Genomic DNA, 23,019 nt, shown 5'->3' on the forward strand with positions numbered 1-23,019 from the left:
ATGTTGGAATATAAGGCAAAATGGTACGGTAAACAAGTAATTGTCGTATCGAAAACATTTGCTTCAAGCCAATTATGTTCTTGTTGTGGATATCAAAACAAAGACGTTAAAAATCTGAACCTACGTAAATGGGATTGCCCTTCTTGCCGTACACACCATGATAGGGATATTAACGCAAGTATCAATTTAAAGAATGAAGCGATAAGGCTTCTAACCGCAAGGACTGCGGGGTTAGCCTAATAAATTAGAGTTCGTTAGAACTCTTTACTTAGGAATTCCTCACTTTTAAACGAAGTGAAAGTCGGGGTAGTTCAAACGAGTTGGTTAGTAGTCTACGTCATTATAATGATTTACCTTATCTTCGCTTCAATTCAATTCGTCTAGGCATAAGTAACATAAAATATATTAAAGAAAAAATAAAAAAGCGTAGAGCCATAAAAAAATAACGAAAAGAGAAACCGTTCTTACAGGCGGTTTTATTTTTATACTGAAATGCAATGTACATTATTTAACTTTTGAGGAGGGTTAATTATAGAGTACTCAAAGATCTACACATTAAGAAATAGTCAAGAAAAGTCAAGAAAAGTCAAGAAAAGTCAAGAAAAGTAGAGTCCTGGCGTTCATTTATAGAAGAAGCGAATGTTTTAGGAATTAAGGATTCAGATGTGTTTCAAATTCAATTAGTGGAATATAGGAAAGAGAGAAAGAAAAAGGGTTCCCCTAAAAATACTAGAAGAAACTAGGTTACTCATGCATAAATATCATAATTAGGCACAAGTTATATACAAATATAATGGAGGTGCAATTATGAATATTCAAAGACACGAAAGTAATACAAATGAAATTCTTGTTTCAGCTGCTGCAAGTGCTATTGAGCAAATGAAGTATGAAATTGCTCGTGAATTAGGAGTCACATTAGGACCTGATACATCATCACGTGCAAATGGCTCTGTCGGTGGAGAAATTACAAAACGTTTAGTTCGAATGGCTGAAGAACAATTAACAGGTCAATACAGATTACACTAAGTTAAAGCAGTAAATAAGAAGAATTCATGTGCAAATGGATTCTTCTTCCTTTTATTTGCAAAAACTTCAAAAAATAAATTTTGAAGTTGAAAAACAGACCCTCAGATTACTTTGTAACAACCCTTTGTGGATGCGTTAATATCATAGGTATCAGTATGAAATAAATTCAATATGATTAGTGTAAGGTTGTTTAAAACCGTTTTGTTATTATTCGTAATTTTAATTCCATAATATTTAAGCCAATATAATACAATTTCATTCATAAATAATTTGATTCTTAATTAAAAATAAAGTGAGAAATTAAGAGGGATATCTATATCAATTTATAAAAAGTAGTGCACAAAGTATACTTAATATTTAAATGGATTTAAAGATATGTCACTTAAGAATTTTTTTGAGGTCAATTTACTGTGCACCTTAATTATGGATGTTGTTTTTGTTAATTAACAGCTATTGTTTTAATTATAATGGGTGTATTAAAAGTTAAGGGGGATGAATTTGATAATTTTCACCATGTTATTTCTTATATTAGCTGGTGTATTTCTTATAATTGCAGGTTCAATCTTCTAATAAGTACGGATCTCAAATGGGTCAACCGATGATGGGGTGTGGGATATTACTAATTGCTTTTGTTATATTTATTATACTTATATGGCCTTAATTATAACGTGCTAAAAACCAAGCCCTATATATCAGGGCTATTTTCTTTGCAGGAATTCCTTAACCATCATGGAATACTGTTAATACAGTATGCAAATATGCATATTGTTTTTATTTGGATTTTTTGTATGTTAAAATTAAATATAGGAATTTTTGTATGTAATGAGCAGGAATTTTCAATGAATTTTGCGAGGTGTTATATGTTTACAAATAAGAAATTAATTCGAATGGGCCTAACGTTATTTGTATTTTTAAGTATAATTAGTTTTACAATCGGTTATTTTCAAGCTTATCTTGAATCGGCAGCAGATATTAAATGGGTAATGCCAGAAATTTGGAAAAATATTTTAATAGATGTTCCTCAAGGTATACTTGTTCTTTTAGGTGCAATCGCTTTGTATGATTTCACAAAGGAGACATCCAAAAAAGACGCATCAATCTAATTACATCCTTCTTCAATTAACAATTACATGACAGTCGTCTTGCAAAAAGCCCTGATCGGGGCTTTTTTTATATGCAGGAATTTTCTAAACATCATGGAATACTGTCACTAGGAGGTGTCGTGATGCTATGACGGACGAGATTGTTTATTCTGCTAGTGAAGTATACAAACGACTAGGAATAAGTGATATCTTGTAAAATAATGATAAAATATAAGCCTAATATGTTAATGGGGTGTATAAAATGAGTGATGAACATGAATCAATTATGGTCATAGATGTAAGCAACATTTGTTATGTTAAAACCACTGAAAAAAGTATATTTTAAGTAAAACATTAGGAGGGACGTACTTATGTCTAATGAAATTTTGCCTTTTACTGTAAGAATAGCTACTTCAGAAGATTTTTGGGATATATCAAATATAAACAAGCAAGTTCAACAGTTACATATAGAGGGAAGACCAGATATTTATTCTGATACTTCAGCTTCTTTGGATCACAATGCATACGAAGAATGGCTTATTGATACAACCATAGAGATATTTGTAGTAGAGGACAATAATAAAGAGATTCTTGCTTACATAATCTTAGATATTAAAGAACCATCCGAAAATCCAAAGTTAGTTGAGCGAAAAGTACTCTTTATCCGCAATATTGGTGTAAGCGAAATATGTCAAGGAACTGGAATCGGAAAAATATTAGTACAAAAAGCATTTGAGTATGCTAAAGAAATACAAGCAACAAGCGTAGAATTAAATGTTTTAGAATTTAACAAGAAGGCTATACGATTCTACGAAAAACTTGGGTTTAAAACACAGAGTAAGCAAATGGAATTTGTATTACCTGATGCTTAAAACTACTTCTCCTTATACTACTTGTAGCTTTGATATGGTGGTTTATTTGCAAGGGCAAAGAAAAAATCGATACATAGAATTTTTACCAGCTTTGATTGATATCGCGACCCTAAGCAAATTGTGTTTAAATCATTAGAAATGGAGCATCCTGATGGGTGCTTTTTTCTTTTGGAATAGAAATCCGCGTGTTAACTATATTTTATATATAATTAATAATTACGGTGCATGAAATTTTATAGAGCGGATAGCTATGAGTTTACATGTAATAAAAATAGGGACGAATAGCATGTTAGAGTATTAATTAAAAGTATTTACTATTATACAAAAGGATGAGTGTTATGAACGCATTTTTTAAAGAGTGTAAACGGTCGTTAAACGTGATAGGAGCTGCCAATACATATTGAGATAGCTTATTGCAAACTAAAACGTATCTGCAGCTCCTAATACTAATCTTATTTTGTATCGCTATTATTCTTTTGGCACAAGATTACACGAACCTTCATAATAAGTCCCATTACTTCAATTACAACCTCTTTAATATTGTCTGGAAGCTCATTTGGACTACTCCACCTTTCTATATATAATTATAACCGGATGCAATGTTTAACCATCATCGGTATACCAGTTATCGCTCAAAAGATTTTCTTTCTAGTATTTAAAAATATCCATATGGGATATTTACTTCACTTCAATTACAATTTAATTAGTATACTTTTTAACTACATAGCTTCTATTTAAAATATTTTATAAATAAAAACAAAAGAAAAGGTACCCCTGCTGCAAGGTACCTTTTCCAAGGGGTATAACTCATTACCTAAGCGGTCGTTGGTTAAGTTTACCGCTTAATCTATTACATGAGTTATAATTTTATTATACATTGATCATAACAAAAATATTATCAATGGTGAAATTAACTTTAATTATTTATCATTTTAGGGGTAGCACCACATGCTCATCAAGCTAACATTTTGAAGTGCACCCAAAGTGAAAATTTCATCTTTTCATAGGTGTCCATAAGAATTGAGCCCATTTTTTACATTTTGGGGGTATTTGTATTTCTTAGCTTGATAGCGATGGAGCGTGTCCCCTTTTAGAACAAAAAAATAGGATTCCCCTGGCCAGGAGAATCCTATTATATACCTTAAAATTATAATAAATAATGGCATAAATAAATTATTTTATCAAGTGAAAATCCGTGATCACAGCTTTTTTCGTACCAATATTGACACCTAGCAAGCGTTAAATGGATAAAAAGGCCTTTCTTTAAGTAGCTCAAAAAAGAAGGAATTCTTGCCGTACCCCTTTTTGAATTCCGTTTCTATAACTTGGGAATCCCATGATTATGGAAAAATTCTATAATCCTACTTATTTGAATGCTTTTCCGGTGGGATATTCCGCTGCAACTCATTAATAAATTTATAAGTTAATGGAGCTTTTTCTTCTAACTCAGCCTTCGTGTCTGGGCCAGCATAAAAATAGGCAAAGGCTTCGGCGAAATATTCTTCCTTGTAATCGAAATATGGATTGTCATTAAAATCATCATGCTCCAAAGCGTGAATTTCAGTAAACTTATTTGAATAACTAATATTGTCAAATACATAACAATCAATGGAATGGGCTGTTTCATGCAGCTCAAGGCTTACAGAACTATGCATCTTTTTATAGCTGTAACCGATTCGAGCAACAACCGTCTGCCCACCTGCACCTGGCACATCATCCCACGTATATGGAGTATGTTCCCATCCCCTAGGAACGGTTCCCCTTAAATATTCATACTCCGGCAAATCAGTAAGAGGGAAATTAATCAGTTTAACTTGAACTCCCTGTTTATGCATGGTGATCAATATATTAGTTGGGATGCTCCAGAGACGATCAACCATATTTCGGGTCTCTTTACGATCAAATTCACCCTTTGTTTCAACCGACACAACCCTTTCAAGAACATTGTTCATTTTAATTGATTGGGTAGTTACGGATTCTCCAAATGCAGCAGTAGAAAATGAGAATGTTAAAACTGTGGTCAATAATAACGCGGAAAATGCTTTTTTCAATAAGTTCCTTTTCATAAGCTCCTCCTAAATTTAGTATTTTATAGTTAAATATTTGACAATTAATTCTTTTTCCCTTTATAGGGTACGACACATGCCCATCAACTTAAGAAAACAAATCCACCCCAAAACGAAAAAAGAGCTTTTTTATTACAAGTTAGGACAAAATCTCGTTCTGGGAGAGTTGTATTTTCTTAGCTTGATAGCGATGGGGTAGCACCACATGCCTATCAAGCTAAGGGGGACAAGAGGGTATATGTGAATGTGTTTTTTCAAATTTTTACGACTACACTAAAGGTGTGCATAACAAATAAACCTATTAAATAGGTGTTTTTAAAAATATTATGCAACTTGGAAACCTTGTGACAACGTACAATCATACACAACACCTAAGATATCTAAGACTGTTTTCTTTTCATACCGGTGAGATTTTCGTCCGTTTTTTTCTAACTGGTAAAACAAACGCAATAAAATTTTTATTAATTCATGGATGCCCTTCTTTAGTCCCTCATAAAACAATAGATAATAATTCTTTATCATATAGATGGATTTGTATTTTGCCGTTAAGTGCTTTTGGACAAGGATCGGGTTCGATGGGACTACCTGGGGATTTCACCCCACCATCAAGGTTTGTGCGGGCAGCATTTGGGAAACAAAATATTCAAGGTATAGATAACGAAGAAGAGGGGGTATCGGCCATATTTCATATCTTATCAACTTGCGAGGTTCCAAAAGGTGGAGTGATAACGGACGAAGGTACATTAGACAATACCATCTATACAAGTGCAATGTGTATGGAATCCGGTACATATTATTACCATACCTATGATTGTAGACAAATTATAGCTATTCATTTATTTCATGAAATTTAGATACAGAAGAAATAAAAACATATCCCTTCCACAGGAAGCAGAAGATATTTTATGAAAACTAATTAGATTTAGAAGAGTATTTAAAAAAGCAAACTTAATTAAGTTTGCTTTTTTATAATAGACGATACCCCGTTACCATCAACCTAAGAAAATAAGTCACCCCCAAAACGATTAAAATAAATTTCAGATCTATAAAAATATAAAATTTCCATTTAGAGGGTACTTTAAAATCTTATCTTGATAGCAAAACATCTCCATATATATATAATGTTTTTAACTAAAATAGGTCGCCAGTCATTACAGTCATAAACTCCTTAAAAAACTGTTCATAATTCATCTGTACTGCAATCCTATGTTTTGGACGATTACCGAATGTTTCTGGTTCAAAGGTAGATCTAAAATCTCCTATACTTTGTCCTCTTACAGTATCAAGTACATTAACTGTCACTGCTGATTGATGGTACGTAAAAATATCATCACGATTAATCGCAATTAAAGTAAGTGCATCATGAACCGGGCTACCTTGTATTCCAGGGACTTTTTTTTGATAAAATTGATAATAGTAATAGTCTAAAAGAGGCTTTAAAAATTTAGTTTTCCCTTTAGAGTGGATATAATTGACCATTTCCGGTGTTACAATAGCCGATTGTGTAACATTCAAAGGATAAATTGATAGATTCTTTGCGTATCTCATTACAATATTGGCTGATCCAGGATCGCCATAAAAGTTAGCTTCAGCAATGGGAGTAACATTTCCTGGATATAGAAAAGCTCCTCCCATAATATAATAAGAATGTACATATTCCATCACATCACCATAAAGGAGAAATAAAGTTGCAAGTGAAGTTAGCCGTCCGGTATTCACGATAATAAGTTCATTTTTATGCTGCTTAATAAGTGTGAGAACCTCAAAAAAATTCTCAAATGTCTGAATCTCTAGTCCTGGATAAATGGGCCCTATCCCAAATTTACCGTGAACTTCTGGATAAAAAGTTTCAGCTTCTGAAGACATGGAATGCTCCGCCCCCCCAAAAACTTTTATATATTCTTTTCCTACACTTTTAAGTAAAAAGCGAACATTTCTAACAACTTCAGCTTTAGGTACGTTCCCATAGTCTGCAACAATTCCTATAACATCAATTTTATCTGTCAAATGCGCGTATATGATAGCTATCGTATCGTCAATTCCGAAATCCCCAAAAAACAGTACTTTTTTCCCCATACAATGCTGCTCCTTAATTTTAATAATTTTTAAAACGGATCATAATTATGTATCGTAGGATAAGATTGTTCTCATGTTTTTTTGTAATACGGTATATGAATGAATTCATCAAGTTAACATACACTTTCGTTAATAATGAGCAAATTCCCTTTGTATGAAATGAAATAGTATGGAATTACTAACCTTAACAAGTTTTTTCTGATATCCTATACTCATTATGTGGTCCTCAAAATGAATAAATTACATTATTCTTTCTGTAGAATTATAGGTAGGGAAAACGTATTTTTGCTATATGGGGTAGCACCACATCGCTATCAAGCTAAGAAATAAAAATACCTCCAAAACGAGAAAAATGAGCTGAAGGCCCTTAAATAGCTATTTAGAGATAAGGCGATGTTTTAGGAATCTTTAAAATATTAACTTGAATAGCATATGTACTACTGACAAAACGTTGATATTGTGTATTATCAAGATCTAAAGTATAAATATCCTTACGAAGTATAGAAAAGTACATATTAGACACGAGCGATATGTACTCTCCTTTTATCAAATTAAAGAACTTGATAGATTAATGATAAGAAGCATAATCAATCTACTCTCTAATAATAATTGTATAGTTTATATATATTAAGGTGATTTTTTACTTTTATTAGATAACTTATACTTAATATTTTTAAAAAGGTTACACATCACTTGTATACTAAAGCCATTTATCTTATTCGATATTTGATGTCCACAATTGTACTCTATTTTTAGCTTTGTATATTTAAACTCTGTTTAGACAAGAGAATCTTCTAATCTTCTTGACGAGGAGACAGGAGCAGATTTTGTAATGCTTTTCCAAATAAATTTAAGGGCATATGTTCTTCGCTAATATAATAACATAGGGCCATACCATTTTCTAATGAAAGAATAGTCCATGCCATTTCGTTAGCAGATAGAGCAGATTCATTCTCATTCTCTTTTGACATTAATTTCTCAATCGCTTTGGAAATTTGTTCTACCGATTCTGTTATCATATTCGACCATTTATGGCGCACCGATTCTTCACGCATCGCATAAAGGAGAAACTCCATGTTAAGCATGCTCCATGTTCGATTTTTTTGTCTACTTGAATGGGAATGTTGATCCAAAATTCCGATGAATTGTGATAATGAATGCTGTTGGTCTATTATTTGATGGATGTTATGCACGTGTAAATGCATTTGTTTTTCCAAGATGGCTAGAAAGAGTTCTTCTTTGGAATTAAAATGAGCATAAACAGCTCCCTTACTAAACCCGGCATACTCTGCAATTTTATCAACAGAAGCTCCGTGAAAGCCTAATTGAGCAAAAACCTCAACAGCTGATTCTAGAAGTAATTGCCGTGTTTCCTTTTTTCTTTCCTCTTGAGTTAATCTTCGTCTGATCATTTCTCCTCCTCCGTATCTTGACAATTATACTTTATAGAACTAATATACCATATAGTATATAAAATCTATATGGTATTTAAATTACGGAAGGGATCTATGTATTAATTAATCAGTAATAATGTCATTTTAGATTAGAGTATGAGAATTGTAGATAATCTAGTAAAAGGAGAGACGAGAAATAATGCAAAAAATAGAGACCCCTAAAATACCAAAACAGACTCCGGCAAAAATTTTAGCGCAAACAGTTAAAACCGGGATTATTAAATCAAACCTGATTCCAATGTTTGCTGGATTGACATTGGCATTATATACATATCAGATTAGCTTGCTTGGGAAACTTCCTGAAATTATATTTACTTTGATTGGCTCTATTTTAGTAATGGGTGCAGCAGGAGCTTTTAATAACTTGTATGATCGTGATATTGATTCTATTATGGAGAGAACAAAAAATAGACCCACTGTGACAGGAGAAATAAAACCGAAAACTGTATTATGGCTAGGAACTTTAATGGCCATCTTGGGATTGTTTTCTCTTGCACTAACAACTCTTCTAGCAGCATTCTTAGGATTTTTAGGCTTATTTTTTTATGTAGTCCCATATACAATGTGGAGTAAAAGAAGAACAATTTATAATACAGAGGTTGGAAGTATTTCTGGAGCAATGCCTCCTCTCATTGGATGGGCTGCTATTTATCCAGATATTACACATCCGGCTATTCTTGGTCTTTTTTTGATTACAGTCATTTGGCAAATGCCTCATTTCTATGCAATAGCTATTCGCAGGCACGATGAGTATAAGGCTGCTAAAGTTCCTATGCTTCCAGTAGTCAAGGGGGTTAAAAGAACATATATGCAAACTAATATTTATTTAATCATTTTGATTGCAATGAGTTTCCTTTTTAAATCTTTAAGCCTCGGCCTTATGTTAGTAGCACTTCTTTTAAGTATTTTATGGCTCGTTTTAAGTATCTTCGGCTATAAAAAAATGGATTCAGAGAAATGGGCAAAATCAATGTTTGTTTATTCGCTTCTTCATATGACTATCTTGTTTTCGACCGTAATTATATATTCTCTTATGGGCATTTATTTTGGTTTATAAAAATTATAGTTTTGTAGTCATAACACGAAAAAACACTATTCTTTCGATAGAGTATAGGAGAGGATGGTGTTTTTGAAAAGAAGACATCTATTAAGATGTCTTCTTTTACTTGTACACTTAGTGTTAAGAAAGTATGAAATTGCTTAAAAACCATAAAAAAATATAACAATCATCGAGTAAACTTATTATAGAGGTACCGTCACATTGCCATCAACCTAAGAAAACAGGTTCCCCCAAAAACGATAAATAAGCTTTTTCGTTACAAGAAAGCCTAAAAATTTCGTTTTGGGGGTGTAATAAAACTTTAGCTTGATGGGCATGGGGTAGCACCACATTGCTATCAAGCTAAGCTCATACAACATCAATTATAATAGAGGTTGTTTTCTTTTTTCTAAGCTAAAGAATCATCAGCCAGTATTTTTTATATCGGATTAATTTAAGTTTCTGGAATAATTGTAATAGCGATGGTCCGAACTGGAGCCTCTATTTCGTTGCCCCTACTTTGGGTATGGTAGTATTTAGTCATTAATTCGTTAAGTTCGTTTTGAAATTTTATAAAGTGTTCCTCATCTAGCTTTAATTCCACTACAGAAAAAGTAGCATTATCTTCTTGACTGTTGTGTTCACCTAATTTCTTAAGGTAACTTTGATATTGTGTCATAAGTGATAACTGGTAATAGGAAATATAGTTTAACTTTTCATCATCAGATAATCCTTTCCATTCACTTCCTTCAATTTTTGCATCTTCTTCATTTATTGCGTAATATTTTTCAGAAACAGATTTTACCTTTTTTTCTTTAATTACATGGACGATACCAGAATCAACCATAGTTTGTAGCTGTCTATATAAAGTTGCTTGTGGTACATTTTTAATGATTTTTACCATTTCTAATGGTGTTAGCCCATCTTCCTTATTTCTCATTAACACTTGGCAAATTTTCATTCTTACAGGATGCATTAAAATTTCAACTTTATTACTCATTAACTCACCTTATTTATCATTTATTTTTATTCTCATTATAAATAATGAGAATAATATTTGCAATTCATCCGTTCTTGTTTTATCATTATTATTATCAATAATGATAATGAATTTAGAAAGGATTGATAATAATGCAATTACATTACGGATTAAATGACCTTAAAAACATTGATCTTATGTCTATTCTATCCATCATATTGCCGGTTATTGCGGTGGGGGCACTTTTAGTATTAATTGCATTCATTGATTTATATCGGCATAGAAAAATAAGAAAAAATGTACTTGTATGGACGCTAATTATTCTTTTCATTAATATATTGGGACCTATTCTGTACTTTGTTATAGGGAGAAAGGACAGTGAGAAATTATGAAATTAGAAATTAGAAATGTGACAAAAGTATTTAAAGGAAAAATTGCTGTCAATAATTTCTCGATGGAACTGCAATCGGGGGAATGCGTCGGATTAATTGGACCAAACGGAGCAGGGAAATCCACATTAATAAAAGTAATTTCAGATATTATTAATTCAGATGCTGGTGAAGTCTTATTGAATGGGATAAAAATATCAAAAATGAAAAGAGAAATTGGTTATTTACCACAATACCCTAATTTTTTCCATTGGATGACAGCGAGAGAAACGCTTACGTTTATGGGCCAACTTTCGGGATTGAAAAAAGAAGAATTATCAAAGTCAATTCCAAAAATTTTGGAGAAAGTTGGACTAAGGGGCGAAGAAAACTCAAAGGTTGGTACGTTTTCTGGTGGAATGAAACAACGACTTGGTATTGCACAAGCATTACTGCATAAACCTTCGCTTATTGTCATGGATGAACCGGTATCCGCATTAGATCCAATCGGTCGACGAGAGGTATTGAATCTAATTGAAGAAATAAAAAAAGATACAACCATTTTATTATCAACCCATATATTAAGTGATGCAGAAGAAATCTGTGAACGATTTGTCATTATAAAAGATGGAACAAAAATAGAAGATACAACGATTACTGAGCTTTTACACCGTAATAATGAAAATAAATTAATTATTGAAATAACAGCTAAAGATAAAAAGTGGATTGAAGTTGTGCAAAAATTATCTTATGTGAAAGACGTAGAAGTGATTGGGCTTAAAATCAAAGTGAAGGTTGAAAGTATCGAAATAAACAAGAATTTATTGCTACAAAATGCACTTGAACATAAAGTGGACATCGTTAAGTTTGAAATAAGCAACGATACTTTAGAAGAAATTTTCTTAAAGTTGGTGGTGCAAAAATGAATAACTTACTTGTATTGATAAAAAAAGAATGTGTTCAAATGTTACGTGATTTTAAGATCCTTTGGCTACCAATTGTTTTTATATTTTTAGGCGCAACACAGCCAGTAGTAACTCATTATTTACCATCAATTCTGGAAGCATTAGGTGGAGGACAGGGAATTACCATTGATCCGAGTATGGCAACACAAAAAGGAGGCGCAGTATTAGCGAGTACTTTGGGATCCCAGTTTGATCAGCTTGGACTTATGATTCTAGTGATTTCTATGATGGGTACTATTCAAACAGATAAAGCCAATGGTATGTTGGCCTTTATTTTAACAAGGCCCGTTACTGTTACTTCATATTTAGGTGGGAAAATAGTGTCGAATTATTTAATGGTAGCTTGTAGTGTAACAATTGGATACGTTACTTCTTATCTATATGTAAATTATCTTTTTACTGCTGTTCCATTTTCACATATGATTACTGGATTACTATTTTATCTAATATGGATTCTTTTTATCGTATCTTTCACAACAATGATAAGTGCTATTTTTCACAGTCAAGGTATTATTGCGTTAATTTCAATTGTCTTCCTTTTAGCCTGTAGAATAATCGTCGGTTTGAATCCAATAATGGATCAGCTTAATCCAGCCAGTATGAGTAAGCATGCAATGGAAACGTTAGTTACGGGATTAGTAAATTCAAATGTAATAGATAGTGTGTTACTAACAATTGTATGGATTTTATTGACACTCTTCGTAACGAATTATTGGATTGTTAATAAAAAGTTTAATCATGAATAAACAGGGAACAACTTTGATGAGGATATGGGATTTTTGCTTTGGTTTAGTGGCAAGGATCTTACTTCTGTATTTATTACCTTACTATCAATCTTAATAATTGATAACCATTTACTTACTCCCGAATATACAGAAACTTATAATTTTAAATAAATTAAAACCGATAGTTTTTTAACATGGGAATAATCGGCTTTTTTATGTCGAAATTTACTTAACTTATATTTCGTATGCAAATCTTTCAATCGCCTACACTAGCCCTTTAGAAAAAAGAAACAATATCTCCTAAAATTTACTTTGCGTAAGCTTAGCTTGATAGCAATGGGGTAGCACCACATGCCCATCAAGCTAACAGAACAGGTTGCCCCCAAAATGATAAAAATGAACTTCATTGCTATAAAAGACTCTAATTTTTCATTTTGGGGCAAATATTATATTAAATGATGTTGAAAATAATAGATATGTCTGAATCACTAGTTTCAAAAAAGCCTTCACGCAATGATGATTCCATGAAGACTTTTGATGTTTTCTTATTTTTTTGTCTCATTAACCCATGTAATAATGTCCTGGATGACGTACTCGGGAACATTTGCAGGGATTTCGTACTCACTTGGAAGACTCAATTCCCCGTCACCCTCCGTGAAGAAATGATTCAATTTCGGATATTCTTTGAACTGAACATTCCCGCGGTTTGAAAGTCCTTCCTGCCATTTTGTATAATCTTCTTTTACTGTTACTTGATAATCGCGTGCCCCTTGCAGAATCAGCAAAGGCTCTTTTCGTGATTTTGTCTCCTCAACTGGACGCCACCTAGTAACATCATACATAAAATGAGGAGACGGAAACGGAAAATTGTAGCCAGCTGGCGGATGGTCAGGATGGAAAGTAGGATCCAGGATAAAAGCGAACTGTCTTTTTAGTTCATCGATTACTTCCTTTGGCGCCCCAAGGTATTGACTCACATCAATGGCAGTGTCAGTCAAAGGGCGTGCAGGTGGTGCGAGTAAGATACTTCCTCGAACAAGTGAGGAAGGCGCTTTGCTCAGTATTCGCGGCATTGTGCCAGCTCCTTGGCTATGTCCGAGAATGAAAATATTATTTGGATCAATGCCTTCCTGCTGCGCTGCTGACTTTGCTGCATATATGGCATCATCTGTAGTATCACGGTCCAACGTAACAGGTTCTGCACTCATCTTTAATGCATGTTCTAAGGTACGTTTTTCATAGCGTAACACTGCAATTCCGTTGGATGAAAGGCCCACCGCAAGGTCTCGTAAGATTTTTGTTCCCAAATAGGTAGCATCGCGATCATGGATGCCAGCACCATGAACAAGAACAACAACGGGTACCTTTTCACCAGGCTTATGTTTCGGAACTGTTAATGTGGCTGGTAATGGATAAGTAGAATTTCCAATGACGATTTCACGTTCTTGATAGGAAGCAGGTTGGTCATATCTAGGATGCGGAATGTAAGATTCCTGGGGCGGCCTTTCTCCAACTTCATCTACTTTCCCGCCAGGTGTGAATTTAATGAGTAGCGGTATGGTAGTTCCTTCAATAGCTCCTGGAATTTCCACCGTCTGATGGACCAAGTTTCGTTCTTTTATTACAGGTGTTCCCATGATTTTTATCCCACTTTGTGTCCACCAGTTTTGTAATGTGTTTGCTGTAAACTTGGATTGAAAAGCAGCAGACGTCAACTGAAGTGCCTCTGCATACTTACCTTGCTGGAGATATTCAAAAAATAATGATGTACGCTCCGTTAAAGAGATTTGTTTCTTTTCTGCAGATTGCTCCTCACGTGTATCTGCGTGAATAGCTGTTGTAAGCGGGAAAGATGAAACACCTAAAGAAAAGAGTAGGGTAAAGGTAAGTACTGATTTTTGTATTTTCTTTTTTTTATTCATGTTTTAACCTCCAATATGTGATGGTAAAAAACAGGTATGGTAATTAGGGTTCTGGTGCAAAAACTTCAAAATATTTGCAAGTAATCTCCAAAACTTTGACATACTGATATTATTACTCTAAAAAACCGTAGATTTCTACTTTTTCCACATGCATATAAACTTCAGAAATGATCTTTCTTCCTTCATTTTATATTTTGATTATAGGAAACAAAGCTCTCGTTTTTCTTACTTGATACTTACAAATTCCTTAATTAGAGGATATTTTAAAATCTTAGGTTGATAGATATGTGGTGCTACCCCATTAATAAACCGAAATCTCTTGATTAAATAAAAGTGAATTCGGTTTTATTACTGTATAGTACAAAATTGTTTTAAATTGACAGTAAAACAAAAAAAGATACGTGAAGTTACTGCTAACAGCACCCTTCAAAAGAATTGTTATAACAACACACACATTATTGATACAATATAATTATTCATTGAAATAAAAAAAATATAAATTTAGGGGGAGAAAAACTTTGGAAATAGATCAAATAAAAAATGTCCTAAGAAAAAGAGCAACTATCTTTCATACAGGAGGAAAAAGACCCGATTTATCTATAAATGAAAGTTGGATTGGAAAGATTACCTATTCATTACCGGATGAAACTTACCCAATCGACCGCTATCAAGACAAAATGTATGCAACCATGATGATTAATTTAACTCAAATACCCTTTGTTCCAGAAGCAGTAAAAGATATGAAAGCCATCGCAGTATTTCTTTCTCCAAACTTTGCTAAAGACTTGTCCAACTTATCAGGAAATTTTTGTATTAGAGAATATGATTCTTTAGAGGAACTAGTACCAAATGAGATGTCACTTACGTTTCCAAATCTAAAACCTTTTCCCTTAATACCTAGATTAGTAACTGATGAGTTTCCACAATGGGATACGGAAGATTTTCCAAACAACATGCAAGATAGAATTTTAGAACTTGAAAACACAATTGATATTGACTACTACGAGGATATTTTTGAAGAAAATCATTACATACATAAATTAGGTGGCTATGCTTGTTTTGCCCAATCAGGCATCCAATGGCCCGAGGATTATGAATTTGTTTTTCAAATAACAGACGATCCAAAAGCACATTTAAAGATTATTCATGGCGGCGGAATTTATTTTGCTAAAAATAGTAAAACAAATGATTGGATCGCACATTGTGATTTCTTATAGGGGTCCCGCCACATGCCCAATAACTTAAGAAAACAAATCAACCCCAAAATGAAAAAAGAGCTTTTTATTACATATTAGGACAAAATCTAGTTCTGGGATTAGTTACATTTTCTTAGCTTGATAGGTATGTGGTGGACCCAAAGAAAGAGATTTAGTTGTTGAAGCTCGGATGAATTGATTAGCTAGAAGTTTAAAACTTGGAAAAGCGAAATGTTCATATATTTAGTCTGGATTATGAATGGGAACGAGAGTTATTGAAAGAAAAGCAAAGAGTCGGATTAGATATTGTTAAAAAAGAGGGACAGCTGGGTAGTCCTCGTAAGTGTGGAAAGAAACATAAAGGGATGGAACATGCTATTCATTTATATAAAGAAGGTAAACGTACAATAAATCAAATTTGCAATATTACCAAGTGAGTCGTTCAGCGTTTTATCGTGAAATTAATAAGAGAAATTTGAAAATGAATAAATAATGTTCTATGAATTTATTAGCAAATAAAATTCATAGAACATTGGAAAATGTCATAATTTCAAAAATTACTTTGCTAAATATTGATGCTAATTTTTATAGATATTATTGAAAGTGGGGTAATGTTGTATGAAATCGATAAATGTAAATGGGAATATATATCATATTGAATGTATTCCTTTTGAAGATAAGAGTGAGCAGGACGAAGAGGGATACTACGAATATTTTTACAAAGGAGTCAATTTATCGTTTCACTCCGACAAAGAAACAATAAAAGCTCGAATTTATGATGGGGAAGAAGTAATATATTTCTTAAAAAATCCAATTCTTACTTTGGATAAAGATTTTGAAGCGATAAAGGTATATATAATTAAAGAATATGATGTAAAAAAATTTAAGATTCCGGGTGGGGAAAAGGCCTATATAGAATTATAGCAATAATCGATCTCAGTCTTTACCATGGATATATTAAATACAAAAGGTAGGTAGTTATATGATTCGTGAAGCTCAACCAAAGGACAGCAATGTAATTGAAAATCTATATAAAAAATTAGCACCACATAGCAAAAATATTAAGGTTTTACCAGAAAGAATTGAGCAGATAAGGAATGATTCTAATAATTTTTTATTTGTCTATGAGGAAAGTGGTAACGTCAAAGGAAGTATATTTATGACGTTTTGCCTTGATCCTGGATATCAATTTAGACCGTATACTGTTTTAGAGTATGTGATTGTAAATGAAGATTTTCGAGGTAATGGGATAGGGGAAAAGTTATTGAAACATGTAGAAGAGATATCAATTGCAAGGGGATCCACAAGAATTATCTTATTAAGTAGTGCAACTAGAATAAAAGCACATAAATTCTTCACTAAAAATGGATACAATGGAACCATAAGTAAGGGTTTCAAGAAGTATATACCAATTATTTGAATTTTATTTATAAGTGTTTTTCTTTAGAATGTTCCTTCATGATTCTAGACCAAAAACGAATTTCATTTAATGATCGTTCAACAAACTTTACAGACGTAACACCCGTATCAGGGTGTAATGAGGTTTCATCCCTATTTATTCTTAATCCCCCACTAAATACTAAGCTAGTTCTATTCTTATGAGTAAATATATATATAAATACCATCAATAAAAATTCATGCTGATATTGATAAATCTCATATACATGTAAAATTAACCTACCTTATTATTATCAGTAACCAAAGTAAGTCTACTCCTTATACAAAAATAGGTAAGGAGCGGGCTTACTTTTCTTCTGAAGTTTTATTGGGCTACAGTCAATTTGATCATAAAGTAAGAATTCATTACTTTCCTGTCCGAGGAGATAGGAAAGAGGCCTGGGATACCATTGACTTTGAAGGTTGGTTAGGAGAACGAATGACAATGAAAATTAATTGGTTAGGTATTGATTCGATTTTAGCTGCTCCTCTAATAATTGATCTGTCCCGTTTTATGGATCATGCACTTAGAGAAGGAAAGGTAGGAATAATGGAACATCTTTCACTCTTTTTTAAATCACCAATTGGAACAGGGGAGTATGCCCTTGATCAACAATACCAAACATTATTGGAATATGTGAAGAATTCCAATAATGTTTAGTATCCGCGGTGACCTTAGAGTTGAAAAAATATGAATATAGTATTTGTGATAAATAGCTTTATTATTATCTGAAATAGGTAATTAATTAGGAGAGCTTTATTAGAACGTGATTTAGAGCACTTTATTTCATATAAAATGACCCCCGCTGATAGTTGTGGGGGCCATATAAAATCCTAATGTTTTAATGTTTATACTAAAAATTTTCTTGATTCATGCTATAAATAGTTTAGTATAAAACCATCTATGCTAATAAATAGGATTTTTTAAAAATTATCTAATTTTATTTCTAAATCTTTACAGTAATCTCTTTTGTCATACTCAATGTAAGCTATGTGACCATCGGGGCGAATTAAAATGACATCCATATTTTTTAACTGAGAATCCTGTGTTTCTCCTACAACCACCTTTATGTGCGAATTAATGTTCATTTTATCTATTTCTTCTTTATAAGACGGATGTATTAATAAAATATATTTACCATCTTGCATCAATTCAAAGAGTTTATAAGTTTTCTTATTTTGAGAAGAAATAGTAAGATTTATACATCTTTCCCCTGTAAATGGGTGCCTTTCTTTCGTATGCATAGAGGAATATATAACCCCTAAGCCACTTACTCTTTCAGCTAAATCTTGATTCACCTCTGGGTATGTGAGTAAATGCGAGAATAACTCTCTTAACTCTATACCTGCATTTGAGAAGTTTATCATTAATTGTTCTTGCGCTTGTACTTCCTTGAAAAATTGTCTTCCCACAGCATGTCGTTCAATATGATAACTTTCTAATAGGCTTTCATATTTTTTTTGTTTTATAGCGAGTCCCAATTTCCATCCTAAATTAAAAGCGTCTTGTAAACCTACATTTAAGCCTTGTCCTCCTGCAGGGAAATGAATATGCGCCGCATCACCTGCCAAGAATACACGCTTATATTGATAAGTATTCGCTAGTTTTGTTGCATTTCCAAAACGAGAAAGCCATATTGAGCTCTTAATTCGAATATGTTCACCTGTAATGTTATAAATACTATCTATAAGCTCTTTTTCTGTGACAGCAACATGAACAGGTTTTGTCTGATTCTTAGGATCTACAATTGCAAAACGAAATACATCACGTGCAATAGGTACCATCATTATTATCCCATTTATATTAGATGTAGATAAAAATGGATTATCTGGTACATTTTCTAAAATGACATCACCCAATATAGCAGTTGTTGTTGTATCTGTTCCATTAAACGATATATGTGATAACTCACGAACTACGCTTCTTGCGCCATCAGCGCCTACTACATAAGGAACTTCTATTTTATATATTGTTTCTCTTTGCTCTATTTCTAGTTGTACGAATGTATCATACTGTTTTAAATTTTTTAAAGTATGACCACGTTTAATGTCTACACCTAATTCCAATGCACGCTCTTCTAATATTTCTTCTGTAATAGATTGGGGAATAAAAAGCGTATATGGAAAATCAGTATCTAAATTTTTAAAGTTTAATCTTGTATCTAGGGCAGCAAAATGGCTTGTATCTGATTTCTTCCCTCTAGATAAAAATCGATTTTCAATACCTCTCATAGCCATTAATTCTAAGGAGCGGGGGTGAAGTGTGAGTGCTCTAGAATTTCGTATCCGATTTAACCTTCTCTCTAAAACGACAACTTTTACGCCTTGAATAGCTAATTCACATGCTGTCATAAGTCCAACTGGACCACCACCAATTACCGCTACATCATAATAATTTTCCATTTCATGCCCTCCATTTATTTTCGTAATTAAGAGCTAATGCAAAAATGTGTACAATAATAAATTTGTAAACGATATTTATTGTACATATATAATTATACTCCATTTTAGTTTCCTCGGAAACTAAAATGGAGTGCCCTTGGAATATCCCTTATATCCAGCATCCAATTTAACAGTTAGTTTATTCTTTTTATTTCCATAAAGTTTAGATAAGCATATAAAATGGAAGGATAATGCTGGTGCTTTCTTTTTCCCAGAACTAGGACTTGGAACAATTGTTGTACGTGCAAGCGTTATGATAGATGGAATGTTCGCAGCAGCTACTGAAGCAGTTGCAGGAGGTATTGCTAGAGAGAACTTAAGTGATAACGATATCAAGATTGCAGTAAAAGAAGCAATGTGGAAGCCTTAGTATCGTCAAATAAAAGTGGTAGAAAAGGTTAGCATATAGAAAGCCTGTTTATAATAATTAGGCGTACGGTCCCATTATAATCTAGCCAATTAGGTAGATATCGGTATTATTATCCAATACATTAAATTAATTAGGAGCATGTAGTTGAATCTAAAATACGAATCCGCTTGAAAACAGAAGTGTATGGAGAAGAAATCGGCATAGACGAGGTCATTTTTTGCTTAGTAGTTCGGCTAGTAGGTGTTGTAAAAGTTGGACGGCCGTTTTATTAAACCATTGATTCAGTCCCTCAGGGCAGATGGGTACTTCTGTTGATGCTTCTAAATAGCTAGATAACTGAGTTAAAGAAGTCATAGCTACATTTTGGCTCACTCATACACATAAAGCTGTTAAATCTTTTGCTTGGTACTTACTGGTTCGTCGTATAAACCCAATATCTCTAGCAAGATTCCGTAAGGTATTTGGAGGTGAAAAACTTTGAATCTCTTGAGCAAATAGTTGTAATTCGTCAGACACAGACATAAAAACGCCATCCCTTCTTATGATTCTACAGAAAGATTAGTGGATTTTTTCATTTTAGGGGGCATTTTATTTTGTTAGATTGATAGCAATGGGGTAGCATCACATCACTATCAATCCAAGGTTTTACACTATCCATAAAGCAAAAAAGACGTTAACCTTTCCTATGATTCTACAGAAAGATTAGCATGTTTTTTCATTTTAGAAGGACACTTTGTTTTGTTATGTTGATAGGGATAGGGCTTTAAATTTTGAGTTCGATAGATCTATTATCCTTGGATTAAAGTTAAATCCGAAAATCTATTCTGTGTAACCGGCTGTGTCTATGTACTCAGATAGGACTTTACTTGAAGTGGTAGGTATGATAGGCTCGTTATTTGGAAAAGATTCCGATTGAGAAAAGCAAATTTATAAAGGAGGATTGATATTTATGAGCGATAAAATACTTGTCGTAGAAGATGAACGCGAAATCGCCGATTTGGTTGAGCTATACTTGAAAAACGAGAATTATACGGTTTTCAAATACTATACCGCCAAAGAAGCGTTGGAATGTATAGATAAGACTGAGCTTGACATTGCTATATTGGACATCATGCTCCCCGATGCAAGCGGTCTCACTATCTGTCAAAAAATAAGGGACAAGCACACCTATCCAATTATCATGTTGACGGCGAAAAATACGGAGATAGATAAAATCACAGGGCTAACAATCGGCGCGGACGATTATATTACGAAGCCCTTTCGACCACTAGAGTTAATTGCGCGAGTCAAGGCGCAGTTACGCCGATACAAAAAATACAATGGAGTAACGACACAGAACAAAAATGTTATCGTCCACTCTGGCCTTGTCATTAATATAAGCACGCATGAGTGTTCTCTGAACGAGAAGCCGTTATCCCTCACTCCCACCGAGTTTTCAATCCTACGCATCCTCTGTGAAAACAAGGGGAATGTGGTAAGCTCTGAGCAGCTATTTCATGAGATATGGGGTGACGAATATTTCAGCAAGAGCAATAACACCATCACCGTGCATATCCGACATCTGCGTGAAAAAATGAACGACACCATTGATAATCCAAAGTATATAAAAACGGTATGGGGGATTGGCTATAAAATTGAAACATAAAAATAAGAATATAAAAATCGATTATTCCAAACTAAAACGAAAACTCTATCTGTATATCTTTGGGATTGTTATGGCAGCAGTTGTGTTCGTGTTGTTTTTGCGTCTATTTATCCAGGGGACACTTGGGGAGTGGATCGTAAGTTTTTTGGAAAACAGTTATCACTTAGAGCGCTGGGACGCGATGATAATTTATCAGTATACTATACGGAACAATATAGAAATCTTTATTTATGTGGCAGTTGCCATTAGTATTCTTATTCTATGTCGCGTCATGCTTTTAAAATTTGCAAAATACTTTGACGAGATAAATACCGGTATCGATATACTTATTCAGAACGAAGATAAACAAATTGAGCTTTCTGCGGAAATGGAGTTCATGGAACAGAAGCTCAACACATTAAAGCGGACTCTTGAGAAACGAGAGCATGATGCAAAGATGGCCGAACAAAGAAAAAATGAAGTTGTTATGTACTTGGCGCACGATATTAAAACGCCCCTTACATCCGTTATCGGTTATCTAATCCTGCTTGATGAGGCACCAGACATGCCGAGAGAGCAAAAAGCAAAGTATGTACATATCACGTTAGACAAAGCGTATCGCCTCGAACAATTAATCGACGAGTTTTTTGAGATTACGCGATATAACCTCCAAACGATTACGCTCATGAAAAAACATATAGACCTATACTATATGCTGGTGCAGATGACTGATGAATTTTATCCACTGCTTGCCGCGAATGGAAAACAGGTGGTCATCCATGCTTCCGAGGATTTGACCGTATTCGGTGACCCTGATAAGTTGGCGAGGGTTTTTAACAACATTTTAAAAAACGCCGCTGCATACAGCAAGGACAACAGCGTCATTGAAATTACGGCGGGCCTTTCCAGGGATGTGGTATCCATCGTTTTCAAGAACGCCGGAAACATCCCCAAAGATAAGCTCGCTACCATATTTGAAAAATTTTACAGGTTGGATGATGCCCGTTCTTCTAATACGGGCGGCGCGGGACTTGGATTGGCGATTGCAAAAGAAATCATTGTTCAACATGGCGGACAGATTTACGCGGAAAGTAATGATAATTTCACGATGTTCACGGTAGAGCTTCCGGTCTTCCCAGACTTGGTTGATAAAGGGTGTTCCTAAGAAATAAACCTTGTTTCTTAAGAAAATCTTAAGGTCATCTCTACTTTTTCTTAAGAAATTAACAATTTAATATTAAAAAATGGCTCGTTCTTATGCGGTAGACTTAAAGCGTAAGAACGAGCTTTTTTTGTTTCGTCAAAGAAGGATATGATAAGTTATACGTGGATTAAAATAGCTCACATGTTTAGAAAAAGAGAGATACAAATATTCC

At 33.5% G+C, this 23,019-nt stretch carries 21 protein-coding genes and 6 pseudogenes; 18 read left to right on the plus strand and 9 right to left on the minus strand.

The features are described 5' to 3' along the window. The 5 genes and pseudogenes from JDS98_RS06320 to JDS98_RS30690 all read left to right on the plus strand — a co-directional run. Positions 1-240 (plus strand): zinc ribbon domain-containing protein (locus JDS98_RS06320; protein WP_199633647.1); only part of this gene is annotated, 240 nt, incomplete at its 5' end. Between the two features lie 567 nt (positions 241-807). Beyond that, positions 808-1,026, plus strand: a complete 219-nt coding sequence (locus tag JDS98_RS06325; RefSeq protein ID WP_074651217.1) for an alpha/beta-type small acid-soluble spore protein — start codon at positions 808-810, stop codon at positions 1,024-1,026. 839 nt (positions 1,027-1,865) lie between these two features. Continuing rightward, on the plus strand, positions 1,866-2,129 hold the full coding sequence (locus JDS98_RS06330; protein ID WP_097957903.1) for a DUF3937 family protein: 264 nt from the start codon (positions 1,866-1,868) through the stop codon (positions 2,127-2,129). A gap of 350 nt (positions 2,130-2,479) precedes the next feature. Beyond that, positions 2,480-2,980 (plus strand): GNAT family N-acetyltransferase, encoded by a 501-nt coding sequence (locus JDS98_RS06335; RefSeq protein WP_097955273.1) that lies wholly within the window; start codon positions 2,480-2,482, stop codon positions 2,978-2,980. A 456-nt stretch (positions 2,981-3,436) separates the two neighbouring features. Then, a pseudogene (locus tag JDS98_RS30690) lies at positions 3,437-3,718 on the plus strand (hypothetical protein); the annotation flags it as partial. Positions 3,719-4,341: 623 nt separating this feature from the next. On the opposite strand, the gene JDS98_RS06340 reads toward JDS98_RS30690, so the two are convergent. Further along, positions 4,342-5,046: an anthrax toxin lethal factor-related metalloendopeptidase gene (locus JDS98_RS06340; RefSeq protein WP_199633648.1), complete on the minus strand. Its 705-nt coding sequence runs from the start codon at positions 5,044-5,046 to the stop codon at positions 4,342-4,344. A 324-nt stretch (positions 5,047-5,370) separates the two neighbouring features. After that, positions 5,371-5,586 (minus strand): annotated as a pseudogene (locus tag JDS98_RS30110) (IS4 family transposase); the annotation flags it as partial. Here JDS98_RS30110 and JDS98_RS06345 point away from each other — a divergent pair. Next, positions 5,586-5,962: pseudogene (locus JDS98_RS06345) on the plus strand (linear amide C-N hydrolase); the annotation flags it as partial. The pseudogenes JDS98_RS30110 and JDS98_RS06345 sit on opposite strands and share 1 nt — an antisense overlap. A gap of 215 nt (positions 5,963-6,177) precedes the next feature. On the opposite strand, the gene JDS98_RS06350 reads toward JDS98_RS06345, so the two are convergent. Both JDS98_RS06350 and JDS98_RS06355 read right to left on the minus strand, forming a co-directional pair. Next, positions 6,178-7,122 carry a nucleoside hydrolase gene (locus tag JDS98_RS06350; RefSeq protein WP_199633649.1) on the minus strand — a complete coding sequence of 315 codons (945 nt, stop codon included), beginning with the start codon at positions 7,120-7,122 and terminating at the stop codon, positions 6,178-6,180. A gap of 794 nt (positions 7,123-7,916) precedes the next feature. Next, on the minus strand, positions 7,917-8,534 hold the full coding sequence (locus JDS98_RS06355; RefSeq protein WP_097957856.1) for a TetR/AcrR family transcriptional regulator: 618 nt from the start codon (positions 8,532-8,534) through the stop codon (positions 7,917-7,919). A gap of 181 nt (positions 8,535-8,715) precedes the next feature. On the opposite strand from JDS98_RS06355, the gene cyoE reads away from it, so the two are divergent. Next, a complete protein-coding gene (gene cyoE / locus JDS98_RS06360; protein WP_199633650.1) occupies positions 8,716-9,633 on the plus strand; it encodes a heme o synthase in 918 nt (305 codons plus the stop codon). A 436-nt stretch (positions 9,634-10,069) separates the two neighbouring features. Here cyoE and JDS98_RS06365 read toward each other — a convergent pair whose 3' ends face one another. Further along, positions 10,070-10,615: a transcriptional regulator gene (locus JDS98_RS06365; RefSeq protein ID WP_097957859.1), complete on the minus strand. Its 546-nt coding sequence runs from the start codon at positions 10,613-10,615 to the stop codon at positions 10,070-10,072. A gap of 131 nt (positions 10,616-10,746) precedes the next feature. On the opposite strand from JDS98_RS06365, the gene JDS98_RS06370 reads away from it, so the two are divergent. From JDS98_RS06370 to JDS98_RS06380, 3 genes are read left to right on the plus strand one after another with little or no spacing between them, the layout of a single operon-like run. Further along, positions 10,747-10,986 (plus strand): PLD nuclease N-terminal domain-containing protein, encoded by a 240-nt coding sequence (locus JDS98_RS06370; RefSeq protein ID WP_199633651.1) that lies wholly within the window; start codon positions 10,747-10,749, stop codon positions 10,984-10,986. Beyond that, on the plus strand, positions 10,983-11,888 hold the full coding sequence (locus JDS98_RS06375; protein WP_199632826.1) for an ABC transporter ATP-binding protein: 906 nt from the start codon (positions 10,983-10,985) through the stop codon (positions 11,886-11,888). The genes JDS98_RS06370 and JDS98_RS06375 overlap by 4 nt, the downstream gene beginning before the upstream one ends. Continuing rightward, complete coding sequence (locus tag JDS98_RS06380; RefSeq protein ID WP_098711775.1) at positions 11,885-12,673, plus strand: ABC transporter permease; 789 nt, start codon at positions 11,885-11,887, stop codon at positions 12,671-12,673. Before JDS98_RS06375 ends, JDS98_RS06380 begins: the two co-directional genes overlap by 4 nt. A gap of 524 nt (positions 12,674-13,197) precedes the next feature. On the opposite strand, the gene JDS98_RS06385 is transcribed toward JDS98_RS06380, so the two are convergent. Further along, a complete protein-coding gene (locus tag JDS98_RS06385) occupies positions 13,198-14,574 on the minus strand; it encodes an alpha/beta hydrolase (protein WP_199633652.1) in 1,377 nt (458 codons plus the stop codon). Between the two features lie 518 nt (positions 14,575-15,092). On the opposite strand from JDS98_RS06385, the gene JDS98_RS06390 reads away from it, so the two are divergent. The 4 genes from JDS98_RS06390 (at position 15,093) to JDS98_RS06405 (ending at position 17,190) form a co-directional block, all read left to right on the plus strand. Continuing rightward, positions 15,093-15,791 carry a YwqG family protein gene (locus tag JDS98_RS06390; protein WP_097957864.1) on the plus strand — a complete coding sequence of 233 codons (699 nt, stop codon included), beginning with the start codon at positions 15,093-15,095 and terminating at the stop codon, positions 15,789-15,791. Between the two features lie 197 nt (positions 15,792-15,988). Then, positions 15,989-16,207 carry a resolvase gene (locus JDS98_RS06395; RefSeq protein WP_242480962.1) on the plus strand — a complete coding sequence of 73 codons (219 nt, stop codon included), beginning with the start codon at positions 15,989-15,991 and terminating at the stop codon, positions 16,205-16,207. Positions 16,208-16,388: 181 nt separating this feature from the next. Then, positions 16,389-16,694 (plus strand): hypothetical protein, encoded by a 306-nt coding sequence (locus JDS98_RS06400; protein WP_000836234.1) that lies wholly within the window; start codon positions 16,389-16,391, stop codon positions 16,692-16,694. Positions 16,695-16,752: 58 nt separating this feature from the next. Next, the gene (locus tag JDS98_RS06405; RefSeq protein WP_098711778.1) at positions 16,753-17,190 is read left to right on the plus strand and encodes a GNAT family N-acetyltransferase; all 438 of its coding nucleotides are present in this window, start codon (positions 16,753-16,755) and stop codon (positions 17,188-17,190) included. 25 nt (positions 17,191-17,215) lie between these two features. On the opposite strand, the pseudogene JDS98_RS30005 reads toward JDS98_RS06405, so the two are convergent. Continuing rightward, positions 17,216-17,395, minus strand: a pseudogene (locus JDS98_RS30005) (DUF2935 domain-containing protein); the annotation flags it as partial. Positions 17,396-17,535: 140 nt separating this feature from the next. Between JDS98_RS30005 and JDS98_RS30450 the strand changes: the two are divergent. Next, positions 17,536-17,868: an inositol-3-phosphate synthase gene (locus tag JDS98_RS30450; RefSeq protein ID WP_274605738.1), complete on the plus strand. Its 333-nt coding sequence runs from the start codon at positions 17,536-17,538 to the stop codon at positions 17,866-17,868. Between the two features lie 263 nt (positions 17,869-18,131). On the opposite strand, the gene JDS98_RS06415 is transcribed toward JDS98_RS30450, so the two are convergent. Then, positions 18,132-19,610: an FAD-dependent oxidoreductase gene (locus tag JDS98_RS06415; protein ID WP_199633653.1), complete on the minus strand. Its 1,479-nt coding sequence runs from the start codon at positions 19,608-19,610 to the stop codon at positions 18,132-18,134. A gap of 238 nt (positions 19,611-19,848) precedes the next feature. On the opposite strand from JDS98_RS06415, the pseudogene JDS98_RS06420 reads away from it, so the two are divergent. After that, a pseudogene (locus JDS98_RS06420) lies at positions 19,849-20,019 on the plus strand (malic enzyme-like NAD(P)-binding protein); the annotation flags it as partial. 142 nt (positions 20,020-20,161) lie between these two features. Here the strand turns inward: JDS98_RS06420 and JDS98_RS06425 are convergent. Continuing rightward, positions 20,162-20,541 (minus strand): annotated as a pseudogene (locus tag JDS98_RS06425) (IS4 family transposase); the annotation flags it as partial. A gap of 427 nt (positions 20,542-20,968) precedes the next feature. Between JDS98_RS06425 and vanR-A the strand changes: the two are divergent. Together vanR-A and vanS are read left to right on the plus strand one after the other, a co-directional pair. Continuing rightward, complete coding sequence (gene vanR-A, locus JDS98_RS06430; protein WP_097957873.1) at positions 20,969-21,664, plus strand: vancomycin resistance response regulator transcription factor VanR-A; 696 nt, start codon at positions 20,969-20,971, stop codon at positions 21,662-21,664. Next, on the plus strand, positions 21,642-22,808 hold the full coding sequence (gene vanS / locus JDS98_RS06435; RefSeq protein ID WP_098711780.1) for a vancomycin resistance histidine kinase VanS: 1,167 nt from the start codon (positions 21,642-21,644) through the stop codon (positions 22,806-22,808). Before vanR-A ends, vanS begins: the two co-directional genes overlap by 23 nt. Positions 22,809-23,019 lie beyond the last annotated feature (211 nt).

This window comes from Bacillus cereus group sp. N11, assembly GCF_016483605.1.
Classification (GTDB): Bacteria; Bacillota; Bacilli; order Bacillales; family Bacillaceae_G; genus Bacillus_A; species Bacillus_A toyonensis.

Excerpts from the sequence above, each read along its gene's own strand:
- JDS98_RS06325 (WP_074651217.1), top strand. The coding sequence starts at position 808 with ATGAATATTCAAAGACACGAAAGTAATACAAATGAAATTCTTGTTTCA.
- JDS98_RS06330 (WP_097957903.1), top strand. The coding sequence starts at position 1,866 with ATGAATTTTGCGAGGTGTTATATGTTTACAAATAAGAAATTAATTCGA.
- JDS98_RS06335 (WP_097955273.1), top strand. The coding sequence starts at position 2,480 with ATGTCTAATGAAATTTTGCCTTTTACTGTAAGAATAGCTACTTCAGAA.
- JDS98_RS06340 (WP_199633648.1), bottom strand. The coding sequence starts at position 5,046 with ATGAAAAGGAACTTATTGAAAAAAGCATTTTCCGCGTTATTATTGACC.
- JDS98_RS06350 (WP_199633649.1), bottom strand. The coding sequence starts at position 7,122 with ATGGGGAAAAAAGTACTGTTTTTTGGGGATTTCGGAATTGACGATACG.
- JDS98_RS06355 (WP_097957856.1), bottom strand. The coding sequence starts at position 8,534 with ATGATCAGACGAAGATTAACTCAAGAGGAAAGAAAAAAGGAAACACGG.
- cyoE (WP_199633650.1), top strand. The coding sequence starts at position 8,716 with ATGCAAAAAATAGAGACCCCTAAAATACCAAAACAGACTCCGGCAAAA.
- JDS98_RS06365 (WP_097957859.1), bottom strand. The coding sequence starts at position 10,615 with ATGAGTAATAAAGTTGAAATTTTAATGCATCCTGTAAGAATGAAAATT.
- JDS98_RS06370 (WP_199633651.1), top strand. The coding sequence starts at position 10,747 with ATGCAATTACATTACGGATTAAATGACCTTAAAAACATTGATCTTATG.
- JDS98_RS06375 (WP_199632826.1), top strand. The coding sequence starts at position 10,983 with ATGAAATTAGAAATTAGAAATGTGACAAAAGTATTTAAAGGAAAAATT.
- JDS98_RS06380 (WP_098711775.1), top strand. The coding sequence starts at position 11,885 with ATGAATAACTTACTTGTATTGATAAAAAAAGAATGTGTTCAAATGTTA.
- JDS98_RS06385 (WP_199633652.1), bottom strand. The coding sequence starts at position 14,574 with ATGAATAAAAAAAAGAAAATACAAAAATCAGTACTTACCTTTACCCTA.
- JDS98_RS06400 (WP_000836234.1), top strand. The coding sequence starts at position 16,389 with ATGAAATCGATAAATGTAAATGGGAATATATATCATATTGAATGTATT.
- JDS98_RS06405 (WP_098711778.1), top strand. The coding sequence starts at position 16,753 with ATGATTCGTGAAGCTCAACCAAAGGACAGCAATGTAATTGAAAATCTA.
- JDS98_RS06415 (WP_199633653.1), bottom strand. The coding sequence starts at position 19,610 with ATGGAAAATTATTATGATGTAGCGGTAATTGGTGGTGGTCCAGTTGGA.
- vanR-A (WP_097957873.1), top strand. The coding sequence starts at position 20,969 with ATGAGCGATAAAATACTTGTCGTAGAAGATGAACGCGAAATCGCCGAT.